The 23589-nt window shown below is 69.3% G+C and carries 20 protein-coding genes; 10 read left to right on the forward strand and 10 right to left on the reverse strand.

The features are described 5' to 3' along the window. The first annotated feature begins 214 nt into the window (after window positions 1-214). From OG252_RS24385 to OG252_RS24395, 3 genes are read left to right on the forward strand one after another with little or no spacing between them, the layout of a single operon-like run. The gene (locus tag OG252_RS24385; RefSeq protein ID WP_266436257.1) at window positions 215-1759 is read left to right on the forward strand and encodes a circularly permuted type 2 ATP-grasp protein; all 1545 of its coding nucleotides are present in this window, start codon (window positions 215-217) and stop codon (window positions 1757-1759) included. After that, complete coding sequence (locus OG252_RS24390) at window positions 1756-2688, forward strand: alpha-E domain-containing protein (protein WP_266436259.1); 933 nt, start codon at window positions 1756-1758, stop codon at window positions 2686-2688. The genes OG252_RS24385 and OG252_RS24390 overlap by 4 nt, the downstream gene beginning before the upstream one ends. A gap of 1 nt (window position 2689) precedes the next feature. Next, window positions 2690-3562 carry a transglutaminase family protein gene (locus tag OG252_RS24395; RefSeq protein WP_406494294.1) on the forward strand — a complete coding sequence of 291 codons (873 nt, stop codon included), beginning with the start codon at window positions 2690-2692 and terminating at the stop codon, window positions 3560-3562. 61 nt (window positions 3563-3623) lie between these two features. Here the strand turns inward: OG252_RS24395 and OG252_RS24400 are convergent, their stop codons facing one another. The 3 genes from OG252_RS24400 to OG252_RS24410 all read right to left on the reverse strand — a co-directional run bounded on the left by OG252_RS24400 (window position 3624) and on the right by OG252_RS24410 (window position 5145). Continuing rightward, window positions 3624-4034: an SRPBCC family protein gene (locus tag OG252_RS24400; RefSeq protein WP_329338669.1), complete on the reverse strand. Its 411-nt coding sequence runs from the start codon at window positions 4032-4034 to the stop codon at window positions 3624-3626. Between the two features lie 69 nt (window positions 4035-4103). After that, window positions 4104-4682: a Uma2 family endonuclease gene (locus OG252_RS24405; protein WP_329338670.1), complete on the reverse strand. Its 579-nt coding sequence runs from the start codon at window positions 4680-4682 to the stop codon at window positions 4104-4106. 7 nt (window positions 4683-4689) lie between these two features. Next, window positions 4690-5145 (reverse strand): ATP-binding protein, encoded by a 456-nt coding sequence (locus OG252_RS24410; protein ID WP_329338671.1) that lies wholly within the window; start codon window positions 5143-5145, stop codon window positions 4690-4692. Window positions 5146-5372: 227 nt separating this feature from the next. Here OG252_RS24410 and OG252_RS24415 point away from each other — a divergent pair, with 227 nt between their 5' ends. The 3 genes from OG252_RS24415 (at window position 5373) to OG252_RS24425 (ending at window position 7990) form a co-directional block, all read left to right on the forward strand. After that, on the forward strand, window positions 5373-6254 hold the full coding sequence (locus tag OG252_RS24415; RefSeq protein ID WP_329338672.1) for a helix-turn-helix domain-containing protein: 882 nt from the start codon (window positions 5373-5375) through the stop codon (window positions 6252-6254). Window positions 6255-6264: 10 nt separating this feature from the next. After that, complete coding sequence (locus OG252_RS24420) at window positions 6265-6447, forward strand: DUF397 domain-containing protein (RefSeq protein ID WP_329338673.1); 183 nt, start codon at window positions 6265-6267, stop codon at window positions 6445-6447. A gap of 127 nt (window positions 6448-6574) precedes the next feature. Further along, a complete protein-coding gene (locus OG252_RS24425; protein ID WP_266436269.1) occupies window positions 6575-7990 on the forward strand; it encodes an aromatic amino acid lyase in 1416 nt (471 codons plus the stop codon). Window positions 7991-8067: 77 nt separating this feature from the next. Here OG252_RS24425 and OG252_RS24430 read toward each other — a convergent pair whose 3' ends face one another. Continuing rightward, the gene (locus tag OG252_RS24430) at window positions 8068-9174 is read right to left on the reverse strand and encodes a sugar ABC transporter substrate-binding protein (RefSeq protein WP_329338675.1); all 1107 of its coding nucleotides are present in this window, start codon (window positions 9172-9174) and stop codon (window positions 8068-8070) included. A 295-nt stretch (window positions 9175-9469) separates the two neighbouring features. On the opposite strand from OG252_RS24430, the gene OG252_RS24435 reads away from it, so the two are divergent. Beyond that, the gene (locus OG252_RS24435; protein ID WP_329338677.1) at window positions 9470-11503 is read left to right on the forward strand and encodes a PA14 domain-containing protein; all 2034 of its coding nucleotides are present in this window, start codon (window positions 9470-9472) and stop codon (window positions 11501-11503) included. Then, window positions 11500-13218 carry a PA14 domain-containing protein gene (locus OG252_RS24440; protein ID WP_329338679.1) on the forward strand — a complete coding sequence of 573 codons (1719 nt, stop codon included), beginning with the start codon at window positions 11500-11502 and terminating at the stop codon, window positions 13216-13218. The genes OG252_RS24435 and OG252_RS24440 overlap by 4 nt, the downstream gene beginning before the upstream one ends. A gap of 67 nt (window positions 13219-13285) precedes the next feature. On the opposite strand, the gene OG252_RS24445 is transcribed toward OG252_RS24440, so the two are convergent. The 5 genes from OG252_RS24445 to OG252_RS24465 form a co-directional block, all read right to left on the reverse strand. Beyond that, window positions 13286-13738, reverse strand: coding sequence for a heat shock protein transcriptional repressor HspR (locus OG252_RS24445; RefSeq protein ID WP_266448262.1), 453 nt, complete (start codon window positions 13736-13738; stop codon window positions 13286-13288). Window positions 13739-13743: 5 nt separating this feature from the next. Beyond that, window positions 13744-14940, reverse strand: a complete 1197-nt coding sequence (gene dnaJ / locus OG252_RS24450; RefSeq protein WP_266436276.1) for a molecular chaperone DnaJ — start codon at window positions 14938-14940, stop codon at window positions 13744-13746. Between the two features lie 45 nt (window positions 14941-14985). Further along, on the reverse strand, window positions 14986-15675 hold the full coding sequence (gene grpE, locus OG252_RS24455) for a nucleotide exchange factor GrpE (RefSeq protein WP_329338683.1): 690 nt from the start codon (window positions 15673-15675) through the stop codon (window positions 14986-14988). After that, window positions 15672-17516 (reverse strand): molecular chaperone DnaK, encoded by a 1845-nt coding sequence (gene dnaK, locus OG252_RS24460; protein WP_266436280.1) that lies wholly within the window; start codon window positions 17514-17516, stop codon window positions 15672-15674. The genes grpE and dnaK overlap by 4 nt, the downstream gene beginning before the upstream one ends. 96 nt (window positions 17517-17612) lie before the next feature. Next, a complete protein-coding gene (locus OG252_RS24465; RefSeq protein ID WP_329338684.1) occupies window positions 17613-18641 on the reverse strand; it encodes an MraY family glycosyltransferase in 1029 nt (342 codons plus the stop codon). Window positions 18642-18935: 294 nt separating this feature from the next. On the opposite strand from OG252_RS24465, the gene OG252_RS24470 reads away from it, so the two are divergent. Beyond that, window positions 18936-21227, forward strand: coding sequence for a (Fe-S)-binding protein (locus OG252_RS24470; RefSeq protein ID WP_329338685.1), 2292 nt, complete (start codon window positions 18936-18938; stop codon window positions 21225-21227). 106 nt (window positions 21228-21333) lie between these two features. Here the strand turns inward: OG252_RS24470 and OG252_RS24475 are convergent, their stop codons facing one another. Then, window positions 21334-22383, reverse strand: coding sequence for a hypothetical protein (locus OG252_RS24475; RefSeq protein WP_329338686.1), 1050 nt, complete (start codon window positions 22381-22383; stop codon window positions 21334-21336). 142 nt (window positions 22384-22525) lie between these two features. Between OG252_RS24475 and OG252_RS24480 the strand changes: the two genes are divergently transcribed. After that, a complete protein-coding gene (locus OG252_RS24480) occupies window positions 22526-23515 on the forward strand; it encodes a Yip1 family protein (RefSeq protein ID WP_329338687.1) in 990 nt (329 codons plus the stop codon). Window positions 23516-23589 lie beyond the last annotated feature (74 nt).

The following is a 23589-nucleotide window of genomic DNA, read 5'->3' on the forward strand; positions in this document are numbered from 1 at the left end:
GCCCCACTAAATCCACGCCTCCGCCAGTCGGGTTGCAACAAGCTGACGGTGGTGTTCAGTACCCGCCGGGCACCCGGCGGAACCCGCGCCGCCACAGCCATGACACTCCGCGGCGCCACTCGCCCCGAGCACCCCACCCGCACCCTTGTTCCGCGTGAGCTCCCGGAAATGCCCGAGTGATCGTCGCGTTACGTCCCGCCTCTAACGTCAGGCCATGGCGGACATATTTGACGCGTACGCGTTGGCCGACGCGTGGGACGAGATGTTTGAGCGGCCGGGTGAGGTCAGGACCGCCTATGAGCCGGTGCTGGCGGCACTTCAGCCGATCGAGCCGAGCGAACTGCGCTTCCGGGCCGACCAGATGGCCAGAGCGTTCACCGACCGAGGAGTGACCTACGCCTTCGCGGGCGAGGAGCGGCCCTGGCCGCTGGACCTCGTGCCCAGGATCCTGGACGCCCTGGAATGGGATCTCATACAACGCGGGGTGAGCCAGAGAGTCAGGGCCCTGGAGGCCTACCTCTCCGACGCCTACGGGCCCGCCCGTGCCTTCGAGGACGGGGTCGTGCCCTGGCGGCTGCTCCTCAACTCCCCCCACTTCCACCGTGCGGCCCATGGGGTCGAGCCCCCGGGAGGCGTACGCATCCACGTCGCCGGCATCGATCTCGTCCGGGACGAGGCCGGGGACTTCCGGGTCCTCGAGGACAACGTGCGCGTGCCCAGCGGGGTCTCGTACGTCATCGAGAACCGGCGCGCGATGACCCGGATCTTCCCGTCCCTCTTCGCCGAGCAGCACGTCGTCCCCGTCGACGGATACGCCCAGCGCCTGCTCGCCGCCCTGCGCGCCGCCGCGCCCGACGGCACCCAGGACCCGCGGGTGGTCGTCCTGACCCCCGGGCCGAGCAACGCCGCCTACTTCGAACACGCGCTGCTCGCCCGGCTGATGGGCGTGCAGCTGGTCGAGGGGCACGACCTCGCCTGCCGCGGCAACCGGGTGTGGATGCGGACCACCCGCGGCGAGGTACCCGTCCATGTCGTATACCGGCGCCTGGACGACGACTTCCTCGACCCGCTGCACTTCCGCCCGGACTCGGTGATCGGCTGCCCCGGCATCATGGGCGCCGCCCTGGCGGGGAACGTCACGCTCGCCAACGCCGTCGGCAACGGCATCGCGGACGACAAGCTGCTCTACACGTACGTGCCGGACCTGATCCGGTACTACCTCTCCGAAGAACCGATTCTTCCCAATGTGGAGTCCTTCCGTCCGGACGCACCCGGCCAGCTGGACGCCGTCCTCGACCAGATCGACCAGCTGGTCATCAAGCCCGTCGACGGCGCCGGCGGCCAGGGCATCGTCATCGGACCGAAGGCCGACCGCGAGACCCTCGAACGCACCCGCGCGGCCGTCATCGCCGACCCCCGCGGCTTCATCGCCCAGCGCCCCGTCGCCCTGTCGACCTCCCCCACCCTCGCGGGCGAACGCATGGCGCCGCGCCACATAGACCTACGGCCCTTCGCCGTCAACGACGGCAACGACGTCTGGGTCCTGCCCGGCGGCCTGACCCGCGTCGCCCTCCAGGAGGGCAACCTGATCGTCAACTCCAGCCAGGGCGGCGGCTCCAAGGACACCTGGGTGCTCGCCGAGGGGCCCGCGCAGCAGCCCGCCCCGGTCGGCAACGGCTCGGTGCCCGCCGTGGCACCCCGCCAGCTCGGACCCGACGGCGCCCCCGCCGTCGTACAGGAAGGGGCGCACCAGCAGTGAACGACGTGATCCTGTCCCGGATAGCCGAGGCCCTCACCTGGACCGGACGGTATGTCGAGCGCGCGGACAACACCGGCCGCATCCTCGACGCCTACCTGCACCGCATGCTGGAGGACCCCTGGCGCGACGAGGACGTGGCCTGCCGGTCGCTGTACGCGATCCTCGGCGTCGACGCGGGCGAGCAGCGCGTCGACATGCAGCAGGTCCTGGACCAGCTGGCCTTCGACGCCCGCTCCACCTGCTCCATCGAGGGCGCGCTCGGCGCGGCCCGGCTGAATGCGAGGAGCGCCCGCGAGGCCGTGTCCTCCGAGATGTGGGAGTGCCTGAACTCCACCTGGCACGCGCTGGCGGACCAGCGGCTGGCGGCCCGCCGCACCGGCCCCTACGCCTACCTGGAACTGGTACGCCGCCGGGCGGCCCTCTTCTTCGGCCTGGCCGACTCCACCATGAGCCGCGACGACAGCTGGCGGTTCGTCGTCCTGGGCCGGAGCCTGGAACGGGTGGACATGACCGTACGACTGCTGTCCGTGCGCGTACTCGACGCGGCGCACGCGCCCGACTGGCCGACCCTGCTCAGCGCGTCCGGCGCCGACGAGGCGTACGCGCGCGTGCACAGCGGCTTCGGCGACACCCCGCGGGTGGCCGAATTCCTGCTCATGGACCGCGAGTTCCCGCGCTCCGCGCTGCACGCCCTGACGACGGCGGAGGAGTGCCTGGCCGCGCTCGGCCGCCCCCGCCAGGACCCGGCGCGCCGCCCGATCGGCCGGATGCGCACCCGCCTCGAGTACCTGGACTCCCAGGCACTGGAAGACCAGCTCCCGCACCTCCTCCGCGACCTGCAGCAGGCCTGCATGGCGTCCGCGGACGGCGTGGCCGAGCGGTTCTTCCCCTACCAGGGCCCCGTCGAGTGGGCCACAGAAGGAGCCTGAGATGACGACGACGACCACGATGACCACCCAGGGCATGCGCCGCCTGCGCATCCGGCACGTCACCCGGGTCTCCTACGCCCAGGCCGCGGTCTCCTCGCACAACGAGGTCCGCATGACCCCGCTGACGCTGCCCGGCCAGACCACGCTGGACTCCCGGGTCACCGTCAGCCCGACGGCCACCACCTGGTCGTACTGGGACTACTGGGGCACCCAGGTCACCGGCTTCGACCTGATGGACCCGCACGCCGACCTGACCATCACCGCCTCCAGCCTGGTCGAGACCCACGCGCCGGGCCCTCTCCCCCAGCCCCCGGACTGGCCGGAGATCGCCGCCAACACCGCACGCTCCCGCCTCCTGGAGTTCGCGGACGAGACTCCCCGTACGACACTCCCCGCCGACCTGATCGAGCAGGCGAGGGCCGCGTCGGCCGGCCTCGACCCGCACGAGACGGCCGCCACCGTCTCGGCCCTGGTCGCCGACCGCGTCTCCTACCTCCCCGGCTCCACCGGGGTGACCACCTCCGCCGCCGAGGCCTGGGAACAGGGCGCGGGCGTCTGCCAGGACATCGCCCACGTCACCCTCGCCCTCCTGAGGGGCCTCGGCCTCCCCACGCGCTACGTCTCCGGCTACCTCCACCCCGAACGAGACGCGGAACTCCACCGCCCCGTCGCCGGCCAGAGCCACGCCTGGGTCGAGTACTGGGCAGGCGACTGGTGCGGCTACGACCCCACCAACCGGACACGGGCCGACGAGTCGCATGTGGTGGTGGGGCGGGGGCGGGACTATGACGACGTGACGCCGCACAAGGGGGTTTATCGGGGGGTGGCTGGGGGGTTGCCGGAGGTGACTGTGGAGTTCACTCGGGTGAGGTGAGGACAGTTCCCCGCCTCTTGCCTGCGCCGCCTGTCGGAACGGGTCGGCGGCGGGGACGACGCTATGCGCGCTCCATGAGCCGCTTGAGCGTGGTGAGATCGGCGAGGACGGCATCCGCGTCGCGCTGGAAGTCCTCGTCGCTCATCTCGGGCCGCCGGCGAAGGGTGAACACGACCTCGCACCCGGCGCCGTCGGCGATCACGCGCACCGGGTTGTGGATGACCTCGCCCGACGGCAGGGTCACGTCGTGATCGAGTACGCCGAACTCGTTCTTCTCCGCGAAGGCGACCACGACCCGTCCCAGGGACGTCGACTCCGCGATCCACTGACCGTCGATCTTCTCGATGCTGCTTCCCAGTCCGTGAGCCCACTCGGGCCAGTTGGTGGGGTCCGAGGCGTAGTCGTAGACCTCGTTGGCGGGGCGGTCGATGTGTGTGCTGATGTGCCGCGAGGTTGAGGTGTTGGTTTCCATGACTTCGACGGTAGGAACCGCTGCCGACGCAGTCTTGAACAAAACGGACGCGATCAGCCGCGGTGCGTGTCAGCCCCGCTTCGGGCCGGTGATCGCTTCCCCGATCACGAAGCCCTTGGCCGGGCCTTCGGGGATGGTGACTTCGGTGCCGTAGGGGACGCGGTGGATGTCCTCCCAGTCGGCCTGGTCGGGGCGGGGGCCGGTGAAGAGGGTGACGGCGCCCTGGTCGTCGTAGTCGTCGATGAGGACGTAGACGGGGATGCCGGCGCGGGCGTATTCGCGGCGCTTGCGGAGGCGGTCGCGGTCTTGGCTGCGCTTGCCGGGGGAGACGACTTCGACGATCAGCTGGACCTCTGAGGCCTTGATGCCGGCCCCCGCCTTGGAGGGATCCGGGTCACGTGGGGCGACGAGCACGTCCGGAATCCACGCCGCGCGTTCGTGGATCACGTACGCGGCGTTCCAGGCACCTTGCTCACCGCCTTCCAGAACGGCCCCCAGGGCGTCCCGCAGGCGGTTGACGACTCGGGCATGGGAAAAGTGTCCGGTGGGCGACACCTCGATGACTCCTTCGATGATCTCGGCGCGGTACCCCTCGGGGAGTTCCATCGCCTTCCACACTCGCCACAGGACCTTGTCCAGGCTGGTCATGACGGCATCACCTCGAGTGAGAGCGGAACGAGCCACCGCTCCCACCCAGCTCGAACCACACGCCCTTGGCGAACCGCCCCGCCCGTTCCGCGGCGACACCCCACGTGTCCGCCATCTCGGCGACGAGGGCGAGCCCTCTCCCCCAACAGGCGACCGCCCCGGCGGCGGGGTGCGTGACGACGGGCGGGTCGGGGCTCTCGTCGAAGACGCTCACGTGGAAGCGGGCGGGGGTGAGACGGACGCGGAGCATGGCGATGCCCTTGGTGTGCAGGTGGACGTTGGTGACGAGTTCCGAGGTGCACAGGGCGGCGGGCATGACGAGGGGTTCCCGGTCGTGGGTGAAGAGGACGGCACGTACGAAGTCACGGCAGAGGCGGGGGGCGGTGGCATCGGCGGGGGCGAACAAGCTGTATTCGTGGGTGAGTTGGGTGGGGCGGTGGGCTGGGGTTCGGGCGGGATTCATGAGGACTCCTGTGGGGTGGGAGTGGGTGGCCTTGCCCGGCGATGGCGGTGCCCGGGTGCGGGTGCTCTGTCGGCTTATGGGCAGGGGAAGTTGGATGGTTTCGGTGCGTGACTGATCCCGCACTCACGGTAGAGGTGTGGGTTTACAATTTTCAAGCTGCTTGCCGGATCGATGGACGAACTCACCCACTCCGGGGAGACTTTGGGCGACCGGACAAGGAGTTACCCGTGGGACTGCGCACCACCATCACCGAACGCCAGCGCCGACTCGGCTTCGAACTCAAACAACTGCGCGAACAAGCGGGATTCAGCGCAGGTGAGGCTGCCGAGCGGATCGGCATGGGACGGGCCCATCTGAGCCAGATCGAGACGGCGAAGACCACGATCCTGACGGAGCGACTCCGCGAGCTGTGTCATCTCTATGGGTGCAAAGATGAGACGTACATCGAGGCTCTTGTCACCATGTCCGAGGCGACTGGCAAAGGCTGGTGGACCGCCTACAAGAAGCCCATGGAACAGGGGCCACTGAACCTGGCGGAACTAGAGGCCGGCGCGGTCGCCCTACGCATGCACCAATCGCTGCTCATCCCGGGCTTGTTCCAAACGGCCGACTACGCCCGTGCCCTATTCGCCAGCCCTGACCTGGACTTCGCCAACGTCGGGGAGGCTTTGCGGTTCCGCATGGAACGGCAGCACGTCCTGACGCGGGCCGACCCGCCGTCCGTCCACGCCGTCATCCACGAGTCCGCGTTGCACATGAGGTTCGGCGGCACCGAGGTGCTGCGGGATCAGCTGCTCCACCTCGTCGAACTGGCCCGTCTGCCCAACGTGACCATCCAGATCTACCCGTTCACCTCTCAGCCGCACGCAGCCCTTACCGGCAACTTCGTTCACGCCATCCCCGAGGTACCCGACCTTGGCACAGTGGTCCTCGAATACCCCTCAGGATTCCGATACTTGGGCGATCGCGACGGCTTGACCCAGTACAGCGCACTGTTCGAGCGCCTCACCGAGCACGCCCTCGCTCCCATCGACGTATCGTTGGCCCCGGAAGCACACTCCGTGAAGGACTCGCTGGCCCTCATCCAGCACGTGCTGTACACCCTTTGAGGAGGCCCGGATGCCCGAACTCACCTGGCAGAAATCGACGTTCAGCGGCGGCCCTCAAGGCGAATGCCTCTACGTCGCCACCGCCCCCGACGGAACGATCCGCCTCCGCGAGAGCGACACCCCGGACGTCATCCTGACCACTGCCCCCGCCAGCCTCGCCGCCCTGATCAAGTACGTCACGGACGCCGACTGAACAGGTCGGACACGGCGGCCGGAGCTACGAGGTTGCTCCACGGTGGCCCGCGCCCATCAGGACGTGGCCGGAATGGCGGTGGATCCGGCACCGTTCCGAGCCTGCTCTCCCGGTATCGACTGGAGGCGTGTTGATCACCGTCGACGGCGTCAATCTGAACAGTTCCGACATCGCGGCCCTCGCATACGGGGAGGCATCTGTCCGGCTCGCCGACGAGGCGCGATCACGGGCTGCGCGATCCTTCGAACACGCGGTGCAGATCAGCGCCGAGCGCATGGTGTACGGCAGATCGACGGGTGTGGGCGCCAATCGCGACATCGCCATCGACGATGCGGACGCACATGCGCTGGCCCTCCTGCGCAGCCACGCCACGTCCGCGGGGCCGCTCCGGAGCCCGGAACGCATACGCGCGATGCTGGCCGTACGCGTCAATCAACTCGCCGCCGGAGGCAGCGGGGCGGCGCCTGATCTCCTCGACGGCTTGGTGGTCATGCTCTCGGCCAACGCGCTGCCGCCCGTGCGCGAGGTGGGCAGCATCGGCACCGGTGACCTCCCGGCGCTCGCGGTCACCATCCTCGCACTGCTCGGAGAGGTGCCCACCTCCACGGCGCTGCCGGCACCGGTCGTGTGCGACCCGAAGGACGCCATGCCGGTCATCAACAGCAACGCCGCCGCGATCGGAGATGCGGCGCTCGCCCACGCCTCGCTCGCTTCGTTGTCACGGTCCGCGATCACGGTGGCGGCGCTGACGTTCGCGGCGGTGGATGGCAATCCTGAGGCGTTCGCCGAGGTCGTCGAGCAAGTGACGCCGTTCAGCGGGGCACGCGAGGTGTGCCGGTCGATGCGCCGGCTCATCTCCCCGGTAACAGCACCCACGCGCATCCAGGACCCGCTGGGACTGCGCAGCATGCCGCAGGTGCACGGCGCGTTCATCGACGCCCTCTCCCACCTCGACGTCGTCGTCTGCCGTATGGCGAACGCACCGTCCGAGAATCCCGCACTGTTGCACGGTCACGGTGTTGCCCATCACGGTGGCTTCCACGCCGCGTACCTGGCGCAGGCAGCCGATGCGATCGTCTCGGCGGCAGCCCAGTCGGCGCAGCTGGCCATGGCCAGAGTGTCCATGCTCACCGAGCCCGCGTTCACCGGATTGGCGCCGTTCCTCGGGGCGGGGGCTGGAGGTGCGTCGGGTGTGATGGCCTGCGAGTACGTCGCGGCCTCCGCGCTCGGCTCGCTGAGAGCCCTCGCCATGCCGACGGCGGTCCAGACCGTGACGCTGTCGCGCGGCGTCGAGGAGGACGCGAGTTTCGCTTCGCACGGTGCGCGGCAGGCATTGACCGCTGCGGACGACTACCGGACGGTGCTGGCGTGTGAACTCGTGGCCGCCGTACGCGCGTTGCGATTGCGCGGTGTGCGGTTGGACGATCTCTTCGACGACCTGACGCCGGAGATGGCCGACCGCGACCTCACCTCCGACATCGCCGCGGCGGCACTCCTGCTGCCCAAGCTCGCCGACATCCCGCAGGGGACGAGAATCGCTTGACGACGGCCCGAAGGGCCATCGGCGCAGCAGCCGACGCGAAGCGCCCCTGACTCCGTCCCCTCGGCGTCCCCTACCCCCTACTTCAGCCCGATCGACTCACAGTCCGCCTTGAAGTCGCTCGTGCAGATGTCGGACACCTTGTAGATGCCGTCCGCGACGACCGTTGACTTGATGTTGGCCTTCGTCAGGGCCACCACCGGGACCAGCTGGGCGGAGATGTCCTTGTGGGTGGGGCTGTCCACCTTGTCGGAGGCGAGGGCGTCGAACTTGATGTCCTTGCCCTGGATCTTGGCGACGGCCATCTCCGCGGCGGCCTCGGCCTCCTGCGGGTACGGCTTGTAGACGCTCATGTACTGCTCGCCCGAGACGATCCGCTGCACGGCGGAGAGTTCCGCGTCCTGGCCGGTGATCGGCGGCAGCTTGGTGACGCCACCGTCCTCCAGGGCCTTGATGATGCCGCCGGCCATGGCGTCGTTGGCGGAGTAGACGGCGGCGATGTTGTCCTTGCCGATCTTTTCGAGCGCCTCGGCCATGTTGGACTCGGCGACCTCCGGGCTCCAGCCCTTGGTGTCGAACGACTCGGCGATCGTCACCTTGCCCTCCAGCTCGGAGCGCGCGCCCGCCTTGAACTGCCCGGCGTTCGGGTCGGTGGGCGAGCCGTTCATCATGACGATCTTGTCGGAGGTGTCGGCATCCTGGCCCAGCGCCTCGATGAGCGAGCGGCCCTGGACCTCGCCGACCTGCTCGTTGTCGAAGGAGACGTACGCGTCGATCGGGCCCTCGGCCAGGCGGTCGTAGGCGATGACCGGAATGCTCGCGTCCTTGGCCTTCTGCACCATCTCGGCGATGGCGTGCGAGTCGACGGCGTCCAGCAGGATGACGTCGACCTGGTCGTCGATCATCTGCTGCATCTGGGCGACCTGCTTGTCCGGGTCCGCCTCGCCGTTGGCGTAGACGGTCTTGCCCTTGTTCTCGGTGAGGGAGGCGACCTTCGCCTTGATGATGGGGTAGTCGAACTCCTCGTACCGCGTGTTCGTCTTCTCGGGCATCAGGACGCCGACGGTGATGTCGTTCCCCTTGGTCGGGCTCGCCTCGCTGCTGGTCCCGGTCACCCCGAGCGCGCCGCAGGCGGACAGCGAGAGGGTCATCGTGGACGCGGCCACGGATATGGCGATACGACGCATTGGGGAGCTCACTTCTGGTGCTTTCCGGACGCGGGCGCAGCATGCTGCCCATGTGACTGAAAAGCCAACGCGTCGACCTCCCTCAGCGTCAAGCGGAACCACTTAACGAGTGCGCAACGCCACGCTCCGCTTTGCTTGTGAAGACATGGCGGAAACCCCTCCAAACGCCCTTTACGGACTCTCCATCGAACGCACCCCCTTGGAAGGGCAAAGATCCGTACAACCAACTCCATTCCTCACGAGTCGATGATCACAGCGGCTGCCTCTGCCGCTCTGATCACGACCAGAGGACCGAATGAACTCAGCCAGACGCACGACCATGGCGGCCGCGACCGCCGTCGTGCTCGCCACCGCGGGCGGCCTGCTCACCGTCGTCACCGCCCCCGCGTCCGCCGCGACGACCTGCGCCTCGCCGGTCTTCAAGCGGCAGTTCTTCGCGAACACCACCTTCTCCGGTACGCCGAAGAAAACGGACTGTGACTCGAAGATCGCCCAGAACTGGGGCACGGGCGCCCCCGCCTCAGGGCTGCCGTCGAACAACTTCGGCGTCCGCTGGACCGTGACACGCGACTTCGGCTCCGGTGGGCCGTTCGCCCTGCCGGTCTCCGCCCAGGACGGTATCCGCGTCTACCTGGACAACGTCCGCAAGGTCGACCTCTGGAAGAACGTGTCGACGACGGTCAAGAAGACCGTCAACGTCACGATCCCCTCCGGCAGGCACACCCTCCGCGTCGACTTCGTCAACTGGACCGGCACCGCGAACGTCTCCTTCGCCTACACGCCCCGCACCTCGGCCACCGTCGACACGGTCAAGCCGCTCGCCCCGACGGGCACTTCGGTCACGTACGACCAGGCCACCGGCAAGGCGAAACTCACCTGGGCGAAGAACAAGGAGATGGACCTCGCGGGCTACCAGGTCTACCGGCGCCTGAAAGGCAGCGAGGACTACCACAAGGTCAGCGGCGGCTACCTGGTCACGGGCACCTCGTTCACCGAGACGCTCGCGCCGACCGGTGCCGCGTACTACTACGAGGTCCGCGCCGTGGACAAGGCCGGCAACGAGTCGGCGGGCAGCGCAGACAAGCTCGTCACCACCGTCGACAGGACGGCCCCGCTGACGCCGGTCCTGTCCGCGACCGACGACCCGGTCCTCGGAGTCGAGCTGGACTGGCAGGACGACACGTACGGCGTGACGTACGACGTCTACCGGGCCGCGTCCGCCGACGGGACGTACGAGAAGCTCGGCGTCTCCTACGGGTCGAGCCGCACCGACGAGACCGCGCCCTACGGGGAGACCTCGTACTACAAGGTCGTCGCCAAGGACGCCGCCGGCAACACCGCCACCTCGCAGGTCGTCCCCCTCGCCCGGCCGCTTGCCGTGCCCACCATGGAGTCCCCGGGCACGAACGCGGAGGAGACCGGGATCACCCTGCGCTGGAAGACGTCGAAGGCGGCGCCCACGCAGTACCGGGCCTACCGCTGGGAGCTGTCCGACGCGGACGCCGTCCCGGCCCTGGTCACCTGCGAGACGTACCGGGTGGGCAACGAGGCCGACTACTACCCGGAGTACGGCTGCACGGACTACTCCGCCGCGGCGAGAACGGCTTACGGGTACTACGTCACCAGCGTCGACAGCGCGGGCCGCGAGTCGGCCCCCTCGGCCACGGTCCAGGCGGGCCTGCGCGACACCACCCCGCCGCCGGCCGTCACCGGCCTCACCCACACCAACACGGAGTACGGCACGGTCCTGGAGTGGGACGAGAGCCCTGCCCCGGACCTCGCCCGGTACATCGTGCACCGGGCCCCCGCCGACGGCGGCGTCAGCGGCCACGAGTGGATGGCCACCCTCCCGCCCGGGACGACCACGTTCACCGACCTCAACGTGCCGAACGACGAGTACTGGGTCTACTTCGTGGACGCGGTGGACACGTACAACAACTCCCGTTACACGACAAGCGGTTCCCCGCTCGTCGACGTCGCCAACGTGGCTGTCAACGAGTTCGAGCTCACCCCGTCGCAGTCGCCCGAGCCGACCGCGCCCTGGTCCCTGACCGCGGCTGCGGACGAGTCGGCCCACGCGAAGCTCTCGTGGACCTGCACCGCCGCCGACTGCACCACCGCGGGCTTCCACGTCTACCGCTGGGACCGCGCGGCCGCCCAGTACGTCCGCCTCACCGACGTACCCCTGGCCGCCGACGCCCGCACCTACACCGACCTCACCACCCCGTCGGCCACGACCAGCCACTACCTCGTCTCGGCCGTCGCCGCCAACGGCTCGGAGGCCTTCTCCGGCCTCGCCCCCGTCGTGGTCCCACCGAGCGGAGCATGAGCATGAGAAACCTCGCCCTGCGGGCCACGGCGCCGGCCGTCGTCCTGGCGACGGCGAGCGGCCTGCTCACGGCCCTCGCCGCCCCGGCATCGGCCGCCACGACCTGCGCCTCGCCGGTCTTCAAGCGGCAGTTCTTCGCGAACACCACCTTCTCCGGCACGCCGAAGAAGACGGACTGCGACAACGCCGTCGACCAGAACTGGGGCACGGGCGCCCCGACGTCCGGCCTCCCGTCGAACAACTTCGGCGTCCGCTGGACCGTGACACGCGACTTCGGCTCCGGCGGCCCGTTCTCCTTCGCCGCCCAGGCGCAGGACGGCATCCGCGTCTACCTCGACAACGTCCGCAAGGTCGACCTCTGGAAGAACGTGTCGACGACGGTCAAGAAGACCGTCAACATCACGATCCCCTCCGGCAGACACACCCTCCGCATCGACTTCGTCAACTGGACCGGCACCGCCAACGTCAAGTTCGGCTACACGCCCCGCACCTCGGCGACCGTCGACACGGTCAAGCCACTGACGCCGACGGGCACTTCGGTCACGTACGACCAGGCCACCGGCAAGGCGAAGCTCACCTGGGCGAAGAACAAGGAGATGGACCTCGCCGGGTACCGCGTCTACCGGCGCCTGAAGGGGGCCTCCTACGGCAGTACTCCGCTCGCGACGACCACCTCGACCTCGTACACCGACGCCGGTCTTCCGGTCACCGGCGCGATCTACTCCTACGAGGTCCGCGCCTACGACAAGGCAGGCAACGAGTCGACGGGCACCGCCGACCAGGCCGTGACCACCGTCGACCGCACCGCACCCGCCGCCCCCACCGGACTGACCACCGACTCCGAGTCGGAGGGGCTGCGGGTCAGCTGGGGATCGGTCTCGGGGGCGGCGTCGTACCGGGTGTACCGGGCGGCGAGTGCGGAGGGTACGTACAGCAGGGTCGGCAGTACGACGAGTCAGGTGTCCTACGTCGACGCCTCGGCCGTCGAGGGCAGCACCTACTACTACCGGGTGACCGCCCTCGACGCGGCCGGCAACGAGTCCGCGCGGTCCGCCGCCGTCAGCGACAGTCGCGTGGACCTCACCGCGCCGTCCGCCGTCACCGGGCTGAGCGTCACCGCGACCGAGTACGGCTTCGCGCTGCGCTGGGACGCGAACCCGACCGCCGACCTGGAGAGGTACGTGGTCCGCCGGGGCGAGCTCCTCGGCGACGAGGAGGAGAGGGTCTGCTCGCTCTACCCGGGCTACTACCTGTCGGCCGACACCACCTCGTACGACTACGCCCTCCTCCCGGACGGCGAGGAGACCTGCTTCATCGTCGACGCCATCGACGATGCCGGGAACTCGTCCTTCCAGTGGACCGGCGAGGCCCAGGTCGTGACCGTCACCGAGCTCGACACGACGCCGAGCGTGGCGACGCCCGAAGGCTCACCGCTGACCCTGGAGGCGACCGGGGCGGAAGGCGACGAGGGGAACCGTCTGACGTGGTACGGGCTCGGTGAGGACTCCCCCGAGGCCGTCGGCGGCTACCGCGTCCACCGCTGGAACCCGGCCACCGGGGCATACGAGAAGATCGCCGATCTCGGTGCCGGTTCCATCGAGTACTTCGACACCGGGGCCGAGCGCGGGACCATCTCGTACTACTGGCTGACCGGTGTGAAGGCCGACGGCACCGAGACCCTGCCCGCGGGCGACTGGGCGGTCACCACGCCGTAAGTCCTCGCCGGGAAAACGCGAAGAGGGCCGGGAAAACCCGGCCCTCTTCCACGAGTTACGTCAGCTGTCAGTCCGACGCCTGCCGTCCCTTCGGCCGCCACACCACCAGCGCACTCGTCTGCTGGACCTCCTGGTACGGGACCAGGTCCCGTCGGTACGACGCGTGGACCGCGGCCTCGCGCTGCTGCATCGCGGCCGCCGCGCCGTCCAGGGCCGACTGCAGTTCCGCCACGCGGGACTGGAGGGCGGCGACCTGGTTCTCCAGTTCGATGATCCGCTTGATGCCGGCCAGGTTGATGCCCTCGTCCTGCGACAACTGCTGGACGGTGCGCAGCAGTTCGATGTCGCGGGCCGAGTAGCGACGGCCCCGGCCCGCGGTGCGGTCCGGGGAGACCAGGCCGAGGCGGTCGTACTGGCGCAGGGTCTGCGGGTGCAGACCGGAGAGCTGGGCCGCCACCGAGATGACGTAGACCGGGGTTTCCTCGGTCAGCTCATACGGATTGCGTCGACGACCGTCCATCTCGATCATGCTCCCTTCGCGGCCTGGAACAGCTCCGCCCGCGGGTCCTCACCCGCGGTTGCCTCGCGATACGCCTCGAGCGCTTCACGAGCATTCCCCGTCAGGTCCTTCGGAACACTCACCTCGACGGTGACCAACAGATCTCCGCGGGTTCCGTCCTTGCGGACCGCGCCCTTCCCGCGGGCGCGCATGGTGCGGCCGTTGGGCGTGCCCGGGGGCAGCTTCAGGGTGACGGAAGGGCCGCCGAGGGTCGGGACCCTGACCTCGCCGCCCAGCGCCGCCTCCGCGAACGTCACCGGGACCGTCACCGTGAGGTTGTCGCCCTTGCGGCCGAAGACCGGGTGGGCGTCGACATGCACGGTGACGTACAGATCGCCCGCCGGGCCGCCGCGCTCGCCCGGTGCGCCCTTGCCGCGCAGCCGGATCCGCTGCCCGTCGGTGACGCCGGCCGGGATGCGGACCTGCATGGTGCGGGACGACTTGGCCCGGCCGCTGCCCTTGCAGTCGAGGCAGGGGTGCTCGGCGATCAGGCCGCGGCCCTTGCAGTCGGGGCACGGGTCGGTGAGGGAGAAGCCCCCGCCGGTGCCCCGGGCGACCTGCCCGGTGCCGACGCAGGTCGGGCACACGCGCGGTGTGCCGTTCTTGTCGCCGGTGCCCGAACAGGCCTTGCAGGGCTGCTGCGAGGACATCCGCAGCGGGACCGTCGCGCCCTCGATCGCCTCGGTGAAGCTGAGGGTGACCTCGGACTCGATGTCCTGGCCGCGCCGGGGCTGCGTCCGCGTGCCCGTGCCCGCGCCGCCGCGGTTGAACAGGCCCCCGAAGACGTCACCGAGGCCGCCGCCGAAGCCGCCGGCGCCTTGGCCTCCGCCTGCGCCGCCGCCCTGGGCGCCGCCTCCGAAGAGGTCACCCAGGTCGAAGTTGAAGGAGCCGCCGCCCGCGCCCGGCCCCGGGCGGAAGCCGCCGTTGCCGAAGAGGGCGCGGGCCTCGTCGTACTCCTTGCGCTTCTTGGGGTCGCCGAGGATGTCGTTCGCCTCGGAGATCTCCTTGAAGCGGTCCTCGGCCTTGGCGTTGCCCTTGTTGGCGTCCGGGTGGAACTCGCGGGCGAGCTTCCGGTACGCCTTCTTGATCTCGGCCTCGGTGGCGTCCTTGGGGACGCCGAGGACCTTGTAGTAGTCCTTCTCGATGAAGTCCTTGGTGCTCATCCTCGACGTCCCTCCTCTCTCAGCGGTACAGCGTTCGGTTCACGCTCAGCCCTCGTCCGGGCCACCGCTCTCCTTGTCGTCGGCGGCGGAGGCACCAGAGGCACCAGAGGCACCGGTGGACGTCTCCGCCTCGTCGGCCTTGACGGTCTGCGCGCCGGGCTGCGGCTCGGCCACGGCCACCCGCGCGGGGCGGATGGTGCGCTCGCCGAACCGGTACCCGGGCTGCAGAATCGCCACGCAGGTCGTCTCGGTGACGTCCGGCGCGTACGAGTGCATCAGGGCCTCGTGGATCGTCGGGTCGAAGGGCTCGCCCTCCTTGCCGAACTGCTGCAGACCCATCTTCGCCGCGACGGTCTCCAGCGACTCCGCGACGGACTTGAATCCGCCGACGAGTTCGCCGTGTTCCCGCGCGCGGCCGATGTCGTCGAGGACGGGCAGGAGCTCGGACAGGAGGTTCGCCACGGCGATCTCCTTGACCGTGACCCGGTCCCGATCGACCCGGCGGCGGTAGTTCTGGTACTCGGCCTGGAGCCGCTGGAGGTCCGCCGTGCGCTCGCCGAGCGCCGTGCGTACCTGGTCCAGCTGTGCCGTCAGGCCTGCCGACTGTGCTGATGCGTCCCCGGCCGGGGCCGCCCCCTCCCCGGAGGGGGAGGCGGCCTGCGGCTCGGCGTCGTCGGGGGTGGCGCCGGAGGGGACGTCAGGCTTCTCGTCGAAGCCCGGGGTCTCCTCCGTCACGCGGCACCGTCCTTGCGCTCGTCGTCCACGATCTCGGCGTCCACGACGTCGTCGTCGGCCTTGGGCGCCTCGTCACCGGCGGACGCGCCACCGGTGGCCTGCGCGCCCTGCGCGTCGGCGTACATCGCCTGGCCGAGCTTCTGCGACACGGCCGCGACCTTCTCGGTGGCCGTACGGATCTCAGCGGTGTCCTCGCCCTTGAGCGCGGCCTTGAGCTCCTCGACCGACGCCTCGACCTCGGTCTTGATGTCGCCGGGGACCTTGTCCTCGTTGTCCTTGAGGAACTTCTCCGTCTGGTAGACGAGCTGCTCGCCCTGGTTGCGGGTCTCGGCGGCCTCGCGGCGGGCGTGGTCCTCCTCCGCGTACTTCTCGGCCTCCTGGCGCATCCGGTCGACCTCGTCCTTCGGCAGCGAGGAGCCGCCGGTGACGGTCATCTTCTGCTCCTTGCCCGTGCCGAGGTCCTTCGCGGTCACGTGCATGATGCCGTTGGCGTCGATGTCGAAGGCGACCTCGATCTGCGGGACACCGCGCGGGGCCGGCGGCAGACCGGTGAGCTCGAACATCCCGAGCTTCTTGTTGTACGCCGCGATCTCGCGCTCGCCCTGGTAGACCTGGATCTGGACCGAGGGCTGGTTGTCCTCGGCGGTGGTGAAGATCTCGGACCGCTTGGTCGGGATCGTCGTGTTCCGCTCGATCAGCTTGGTCATGATGCCGCCCTTGGTCTCGATACCCAGGGACAGCGGGGTCACGTCGAGGAGCAGGACGTCCTTGACCTCACCCTTGAGGACACCGGCCTGCAGGGCGGCGCCGATGGCGACGACCTCGTCCGGGTTGACGCCCTTGTTGGCCTCGTTGCCACCGGTCAGCTCCTTGACGAGCTCGGCGACGGCGGGCATGCGGGTGGAGCCACCGACGAGAACGACGTGGTCGATCTCGGAGAGGTTGATGCCGGCGTCCTTGATGACGTTGTGGAACGGCGTCTTGCAGCGCTCCAGCAGGTCGGCCGTCAGCTGCTGGAACTGAGCCCGGGTGAGCTTCTCGTCCAGGTGCAGCGGGCCCTCGGCGGACGCCGTGATGTAGGGCAGGTTGATCGAGGTCTCGGTGGACGAGGACAGCTCGATCTTGGCCTTCTCGGCGGCCTCGCGGAGGCGCTGGAGGGCCATCTTGTCCTTGCCGAGGTCCACACCGTGGCCGGACGCGAACTGCTTGACCAGGTAGTCGACGACCCGCTGGTCCCAGTCGTCACCACCGAGGTGGTTGTCGCCGTTGGTGGCCTTCACCTCGACGACGCCGTCGCCGATCTCCAGGAGGGACACGTCGAAGGTGCCGCCACCGAGGTCGAAGACGAGGATCGTCTGGTCGTCCTTGTCGAGGCCGTACGCGAGCGCCGCCGCGGTGGGCTCGTTGACGATCCGCAGGACGTTCAGACCGGCGATCTCGCCGGCCTCCTTCGTCGCCTGGCGCTCGGAGTCGTTGAAGTACGCCGGGACGGTGATGACCGCGTCGGTCACCTTCTCGCCCAGGTAGGACTCGGCGTCCCGCTTCAGCTTCTGCAGGATGAACGCGGAGATCTGCTGCGGGTTGAAGGGCTTCCCGTCCAGCTCGATCTTCCAGTCGGTGCCCATGTGGCGCTTCACCGAGCGGATGGTCCGGTCCACGTTCGTGACCGCCTGGCGCTTGGCCACCTCGCCGACGAGCACCTCACCGTTCTTGGCGAAGGCGACGACGGACGGCGTGGTCCTGGCGCCCTCGGCGTTGGTGATCACGGTGGGCTCGCCGCCCTCCAGAACGCTGACGACGGAGTTAGTCGTGCCCAGGTCGATGCCGACCGCACGTGCCATGGTTGATTCCTCCAGCAATGACTTGAGTGGAACGGACTCAAGTGTGCATGACGTCCCAGCCCTGGTCAACAGACCTGAGTCGCCCGGACTCAACTCTTATCCGTTCCTTACACGCAACTGGGCTCTGACCTGCGGTGATTCAATCCGCCGGGGGCTTCGAGGCCCGTAAACCCTGACCCGCAAGAGTGCGATTACGACGATCAGGGCGCCCGCCCCGACCCAGTACACCCCCGACTGCGCGAGCCACCCCAGTTGCGCGAGGACCGCGACGAGTACCCCGCAGAAGGCCCCGACACCGAGCAGAACCGCCGCCCCCTGAGAGGTGAGCCCGAGCCGCCGCAGCCGGTGCGCGAGATGGTCGGGGCCGCGGCGCAACAGGGGCCGTCCGGCCAGCCTGCGCGAGAGCAGGACGAGGACGACGTCCGCGGCCGCGAGGACCGTCAGCGCGAACAACACCCCCGCACCCGCCGCCGGTTCGTGCCCCGTCCGGGTGCTCAGAGCAGCCGCCGCGAGCACGAACCCGGTGAACAGGGATCCGCAGGAACCGAGCCCCACGCGCGCGGGAGGCCAGTTGTGCATCAGGAACCCGGTCAGCGCGGCGGCCAGCACGCTCAGCAGCGCGGCCAGCCCGTCCATCACCTCGGCCGCCGCCAACACGCCCACCCCGAAGGCGGTCACCACCCCGACGGTGCCCGCCAGCGCGTCCGCGTGGTCGAGCGCCCGGAAGCCGACGGCGACGAAGACGATCCAGCCGGCCGCCAGCAGCCCGCCCGGCACGCCGGTCTCCGCGTACGGCACCACACAGACCGCCGCGACGGCCGTACCGCCCACCAGGAACCGCGCCTTGACCCGCCGCACGTCGGCGACCAGCCCCAGCACGGCGACCGCGACCCCGGCGGCGAGCAGCGTGCCGATGCCGTCCAGGAGGGGCGCGAACCCGGTCCACTCCCCGGCGGCCGTGACCAGGCAGGTGACGAGCACGACGGCCACCCCGCCGAGCAGCGGGAGCGGGCGCTGTCGGCGCCGGTCGAGGACGCCGAGGCGCAGGGCCGGGACCCGCATCAGCGCGGTGAGGACGGCGGAGAGGAGAAGGGCGGTGGTGGCGGCTGCGATCCCGTAGAGCACGGATCCAAAGCTAAGCCGAATGTCATGATTTGGTATGAATGACGGGATCGGCTCGGCGCGCCGCCGGGGCGCGTTACTGAGGTCTGCCTCAGTAGCACAGATCACCGACCGGCTGACTACAGTGCGGCACAGGATTGCGGGTACTCTCAGAGGACTGCATAAGTTACCGCTTAGTAATCGCCGAGAGCGTCCCCTCGCGGACCGCCTCGACGAAAACCCACGACGCAACCCCTCGACGAATCCTCTCGACGAATCCTCTCGACAAAAACCCTCGCAGGCCCGAGGAGCCCCGAAATGCAACTCGCCGCGATCATCGTGTCGCTGGTTCTGACCGTGGTCGGCGTCGCGCTGCTCGCACGCGCCATCGGCCAGTTCGTCCGGTACTTCAAACTCGGCCAGCCGCTCCCCGCCGGCGCCCGGACCGACAACCCCTACCAGCGCAGCGTGACGCTGGTGAAGGAGTTCCTCGGCCACACCCGGATGAACCGGTGGGGCATCGTCGGCTTCGCCCACTGGTTCGTGGCGGTCGGGTTCCTGACGCTGCCGCCGACCCTCGCCCAGGCCTTCGGCCAGCTCTTCCAGGCCGACTGGGTGCTGCCGTACATCGGCGAGTTCCTGCCGTTCGAGCTGTACATCGAGTTCATCGGCGTGATGACGATCCTGGGCATCGCCGTGCTCATGGTGATCCGGCTGCTGAGCCTGCCCTCACGGGCCGGCCGCAAGTCCCGCTTCGCGGGCTCCAAGGCCGGTCAGGCGTACTTCGTCGAGTACGTCATCCTCACCATCGGCCTCGCGATCTACGTGCTGCGCGGCCTGGAGGGTGCGCTGCACCACGTGGAGCACTACGAGGCCGGGTACTTCGCCTCGTACCCGCTGGTCCTGGCCTTCAAGGGCCTGAGCGTCTCCACGCTGCAGAACCTGGTCTACCTCGTCGCCATGGTGAAGATCAGCACTTCGTTCATCTGGATGATCGTGGTCTCGCTCAACACCAACATGGGTGTGGCCTGGCACCGCTTCCTGGCGTTCCCGAACATCTGGTTCAAGCGCAACGCGGAGGGTTCCACCGCGCTGGGCGCGCTGCAGCCGATGACGAGCGGCGGCAAGCCGATCGACTTCACCGACCCGGGCGACGACGACGTCTTCGGCGTCTCCCAGGTCGAGCAGTTCTCCTGGAAGGGCCTGCTGGACTTCTCCACCTGCACCGAGTGCGGGCGTTGCCAGTCGCAGTGCCCCGCCTGGAACACCGGCAAGCCGCTCTCCCCCAAGCTGCTGATCATGTCGCTGCGGGACCACGGCCACGCCAAGGCGCCCTACCTGCTCGCGGGTGGCGGCAAGACCATGGAGGGCGAGGAGAAGGCCTCCGAGGAGGCTCTGAAGGATGTCCCGGCCGCCGCGCTGGCCGAGGCCGAGCGTCCCCTCATCGGCACCGCCGAGGAGAACGGCGTCATCGACCCGGACGTCCTGTGGTCCTGCACCACCTGCGGCGCCTGTGTCGAGCAGTGCCCGGTGGACATCGAGCACGTCGACCACATCGTCGACATGCGCCGCTACCAGGTGATGATCGAGAGCGCGTTCCCGTCCGAGGCGGGCACGATGCTCAAGAACCTGGAGAAGAAGGGCAACCCCTGGGGGCTGGCCAAGAAGCAGCGCCTTGAGTGGACGAAGGAAGTCGACTTCGAGGTGCCGGTCGTCGGCAAGGACCTCGAGGACCTGTCCGAGGTCGAGTACCTGTACTGGGTCGGCTGCGCGGGCGCGCTGGAAGACCGTGCCAAGAAGACGACGAAGGCCTTCGCGGAACTCCTCCACATGGCGGGCGTCAAGTTCGCGATCATGGGCGGCGACGAGAAGTGCACGGGTGACTCGGCACGGCGCCTCGGCAACGAGCCGCTGTTCCAGGAGCTCGGCATGGAGAACGTCTCCGCGCTGAACATGGCGTTCGGCGAGGAGACGGACGACGAAGGCAACGTGACGGAGGAGTCTCGTAAGCCCAGGTCGGCGAAGAAGATCGTCGCCACCTGCCCGCACTGCCTCAACACCCTGGGCAACGAGTACCCGCAGCTCGGCGGCGACTACGAGGTCATCCACCACACCCAGCTGCTCCAGCACCTGGTGGACGAGGGCAAGCTGGTCCCGGTGACGCCGGTCGAGGGCCTCATCACGTACCACGACCCCTGCTACCTGGGCCGCCACAACAAGATCTACACGCCGCCGCGCGAGATCATGACGGCCGTCCCGGGCCTGCGTCAGCAGGAGATGCACCGCCACAAGGAGCGCGGCTTCTGCTGCGGCGCCGGCGGCGCGCGGATGTGGATGGAGGAGCGGATCGGCAAGCGCATCAACAACGAGCGTGTCGACGAGGCGCTGTCGTTGAACCCGGACATCGTGTCCACCGCCTGCCCGTTCTGCCTGGTCATGCTGACCGACTCGGTCAACGGCAAGAAGAACGACGGGACGGCCAAGGAGTCCATCCAGGTCGTCGACGTCGCCCAGCTGCTCCTGGAGTCCGTCCGGACACCGGTGGACGAGGAGCCCCCGGCGGGCGAGTCGGATGCCGAGAGCGAGGCGGAGCCGCAGCCGGTGAAGTAGCCGACCTCACTTGTGCGTCGAGGCGCCCCCATGTCCGGGACGGGCATGGGGGCGCTGTCGTACGCGCGACCGTCGGCCATGCTGCGGAACGTCGTACGGGCGACCGTCAGCCCAGGCTGCGGATGGACGTGAAGACGTACACCAGGAAAACGAGGAAGAAGCCGCCTCCGGCGAAGAGCAGTTCCGCGAGCTCGGGCTGCTCCCCCAGCAGCAGCGGACGCCATCCCAGAAACACGGCCGCGGCCAGCGCGGCACGGATCGTCTGGGCCCATGGCGACCAGGCCAGTTCCTGGAGGTCGTCGGCATCGGCCACCAGTGTGAAGACGGGCGTCAGAACGCCGCCGAAGACCACCGCGAGGAGGATGAAGGCGAACAGCATCGCGCCGCCCAACTCGCTGTCCGGGAACGCCTTCCAGCGCCCCGCGGCGATCGTCGGCAGGTCCCTGTCCTCGTGGACGTAACCACCGAGCCGCGTCACGGACCGGGCCCAAAGGACGTCGACCTCGGTTCCCTCCCGGGGCTTCTCGGAGGTGTACGCGTCCTTCACGATGAGCCGCTCGGGCCCCCCGACCACGGACACGACGAGCCGCGACGAATATCCCTGTACGACGTCCTCGTCGTCCACGTCGGCCCGAACCGCCGCCGGCTTCTCCACGACCGTCGCGGCACTGACCTCCGCACCGGCGTCCCGCAGCGTCTCGGCCTTGCCTCCCGCCTCCGACCCGGTCAGCAGCGCGACGAAGAGCGCCCCCGAGGAGAACGCCACGAGCAGCCATACGGCGGCGGTGCGCAGCTTGATCCAGATCTCGTGGCCGTCGAAGGAGAGTTCGTGGCCGTCCTGCCAGTCGGCCCAGTCCTCCCAGTCGGCCCAGCGGCCTCGGCGGTCCGCGTGCCGCTCCTTGCTCAGTGAGACGCCGCTCCGCCGCCGTCGACCCCACGAGGCCACCGCAGCCGGCACCCGCAGCGCCCACAACGCCAGCGCCCGCACCACCGCACACCCCGCCGCGACCGCGCCCCACACCAACGGGCCGTTCCACGGCTGGGGCGTGGGCGCGACGCCGAGCAGCCACGTACACGCGACCGCCGTCGCCACCCACCCCACCAGCGCGCACAGCCGTACGACCCAGACCAGTCCCCAGCCCAGCACAGAGCGCATGCGCGCTCCCTCCCCCGACTCCCCGACTCGAACAGCTGCATCATCACGCGTCTGCCGTCACAGCAGAACCCTCGGCCACCGTAAGTTCCGAAGACGACTGGGCACCCAGACCCTGAGGCGCCCCCGGACCTCCCCTTAGGGGATGTCACAGCTCGGCCGCAAAGGCCGGTCCGGAACGCCGGGCCCCGCACGTCACTCTCCGGGACCAGGTACGTTCGAAGACGTGGCTGGATTCAGGATCGGACGCGGCCGGGACAACGGCGCTCCTCACACGCGACCGCAACAACCTCCGTACGGGCAGCAGACGCCCCCGGGGCCGTCGTACGGCGCGCCCCAGGGACCGTCGTCGTACGGCTACCCGCCGGCGCCGCAGCCCCACCCGGGGCAGCAGCAGTACGGCGGCGCCACCCAGGCGGGCGGCTACGACGAGCCGGAGTACTTCGGCGACGCCGGCGCCTACCCGCCGCAACCCGGCCCGGACCCGTACGCCGCCAACAACCCGGGGCACACCCAGGCGTTCTCGGTCGGCGAGGACCCCTACAACCAGGGCGGGACCTACCGCGCCGGCGCGGCCCCCACGGCCCCGGTCGGCCCCCGCCTGCACTGGAAGGTCCTCCTGAGGGGCATCGTCCTGTCCCCCAACCAGACCTTCCTCCAGATGCGCGACTACACGGTGTGGGGCCCGGCCCTCGTCGTGTCCTTCCTCTACGGCCTGCTCGCGGTCTTCGGCTTCGACGGCGCCCGCGAGGACGCGATCAACGCCACGCTGTCGAACGCGGTCCCGATCGTCCTGATCACCGCCGTCGCGATGGTGCTGAGCTCCTTCGTCCTCGGCGTGGTCACCCACACCCTGGCCCGCCAGCTCGGCGGCGACGGCGCCTGGCAGCCCACGGTCGGCCTCTCCATGCTGATCATGTCCCTCACGGACGCCCCGCGCCTGGTCGTCGCGATGTTCTTCGGCGGCGACGCGAGCTTCGTCCAGATCCTCGGCTGGGCCACCTGGGTCGCGGCCGGCGCCCTCCTCACCCTCATGGTGTCCAAGTCCCACGACCTGCCCTGGCCGAAGGCGCTGGGCGCGTCCGCGATCCAGCTGATCGCACTGCTGTCGATCGTGAAGCTGGGCACGTTCTAGAGGCATTCCCGTACGACGAGTAGGGGCTCCCCGCATGCGGGGAGCCCCTACTGCTTGCTGTGACCGTTGCGACC

This window comes from Streptomyces sp. NBC_01352 (assembly GCF_036237295.1).
Classification (GTDB): Bacteria; Actinomycetota; Actinomycetes; order Streptomycetales; family Streptomycetaceae; genus Streptomyces; species Streptomyces plumbiresistens.

Excerpts from the sequence above, each read along its gene's own strand:
- OG252_RS24385 (WP_266436257.1), top strand. The coding sequence starts at position 215 with ATGGCGGACATATTTGACGCGTACGCGTTGGCCGACGCGTGGGACGAG.
- OG252_RS24395 (WP_406494294.1), top strand. The coding sequence starts at position 2,690 with ATGACGACGACGACCACGATGACCACCCAGGGCATGCGCCGCCTGCGC.
- OG252_RS24400 (WP_329338669.1), bottom strand. The coding sequence starts at position 4,034 with ATGGAAACCAACACCTCAACCTCGCGGCACATCAGCACACACATCGAC.
- OG252_RS24405 (WP_329338670.1), bottom strand. The coding sequence starts at position 4,682 with ATGACCAGCCTGGACAAGGTCCTGTGGCGAGTGTGGAAGGCGATGGAA.
- OG252_RS24410 (WP_329338671.1), bottom strand. The coding sequence starts at position 5,145 with ATGAATCCCGCCCGAACCCCAGCCCACCGCCCCACCCAACTCACCCAC.
- OG252_RS24420 (WP_329338673.1), top strand. The coding sequence starts at position 6,265 with ATGCCCGAACTCACCTGGCAGAAATCGACGTTCAGCGGCGGCCCTCAA.
- OG252_RS24430 (WP_329338675.1), bottom strand. The coding sequence starts at position 9,174 with ATGCGTCGTATCGCCATATCCGTGGCCGCGTCCACGATGACCCTCTCG.
- OG252_RS24435 (WP_329338677.1), top strand. The coding sequence starts at position 9,470 with ATGAACTCAGCCAGACGCACGACCATGGCGGCCGCGACCGCCGTCGTG.
- OG252_RS24440 (WP_329338679.1), top strand. The coding sequence starts at position 11,500 with ATGAGCATGAGAAACCTCGCCCTGCGGGCCACGGCGCCGGCCGTCGTC.
- OG252_RS24445 (WP_266448262.1), bottom strand. The coding sequence starts at position 13,738 with ATGGACGGTCGTCGACGCAATCCGTATGAGCTGACCGAGGAAACCCCG.
- dnaJ (WP_266436276.1), bottom strand. The coding sequence starts at position 14,940 with ATGAGCACCAAGGACTTCATCGAGAAGGACTACTACAAGGTCCTCGGC.
- dnaK (WP_266436280.1), bottom strand. The coding sequence starts at position 17,516 with ATGGCACGTGCGGTCGGCATCGACCTGGGCACGACTAACTCCGTCGTC.
- OG252_RS24470 (WP_329338685.1), top strand. The coding sequence starts at position 18,936 with ATGCAACTCGCCGCGATCATCGTGTCGCTGGTTCTGACCGTGGTCGGC.
- OG252_RS24475 (WP_329338686.1), bottom strand. The coding sequence starts at position 22,383 with ATGCGCTCTGTGCTGGGCTGGGGACTGGTCTGGGTCGTACGGCTGTGC.
- OG252_RS24480 (WP_329338687.1), top strand. The coding sequence starts at position 22,526 with ATGTCACAGCTCGGCCGCAAAGGCCGGTCCGGAACGCCGGGCCCCGCA.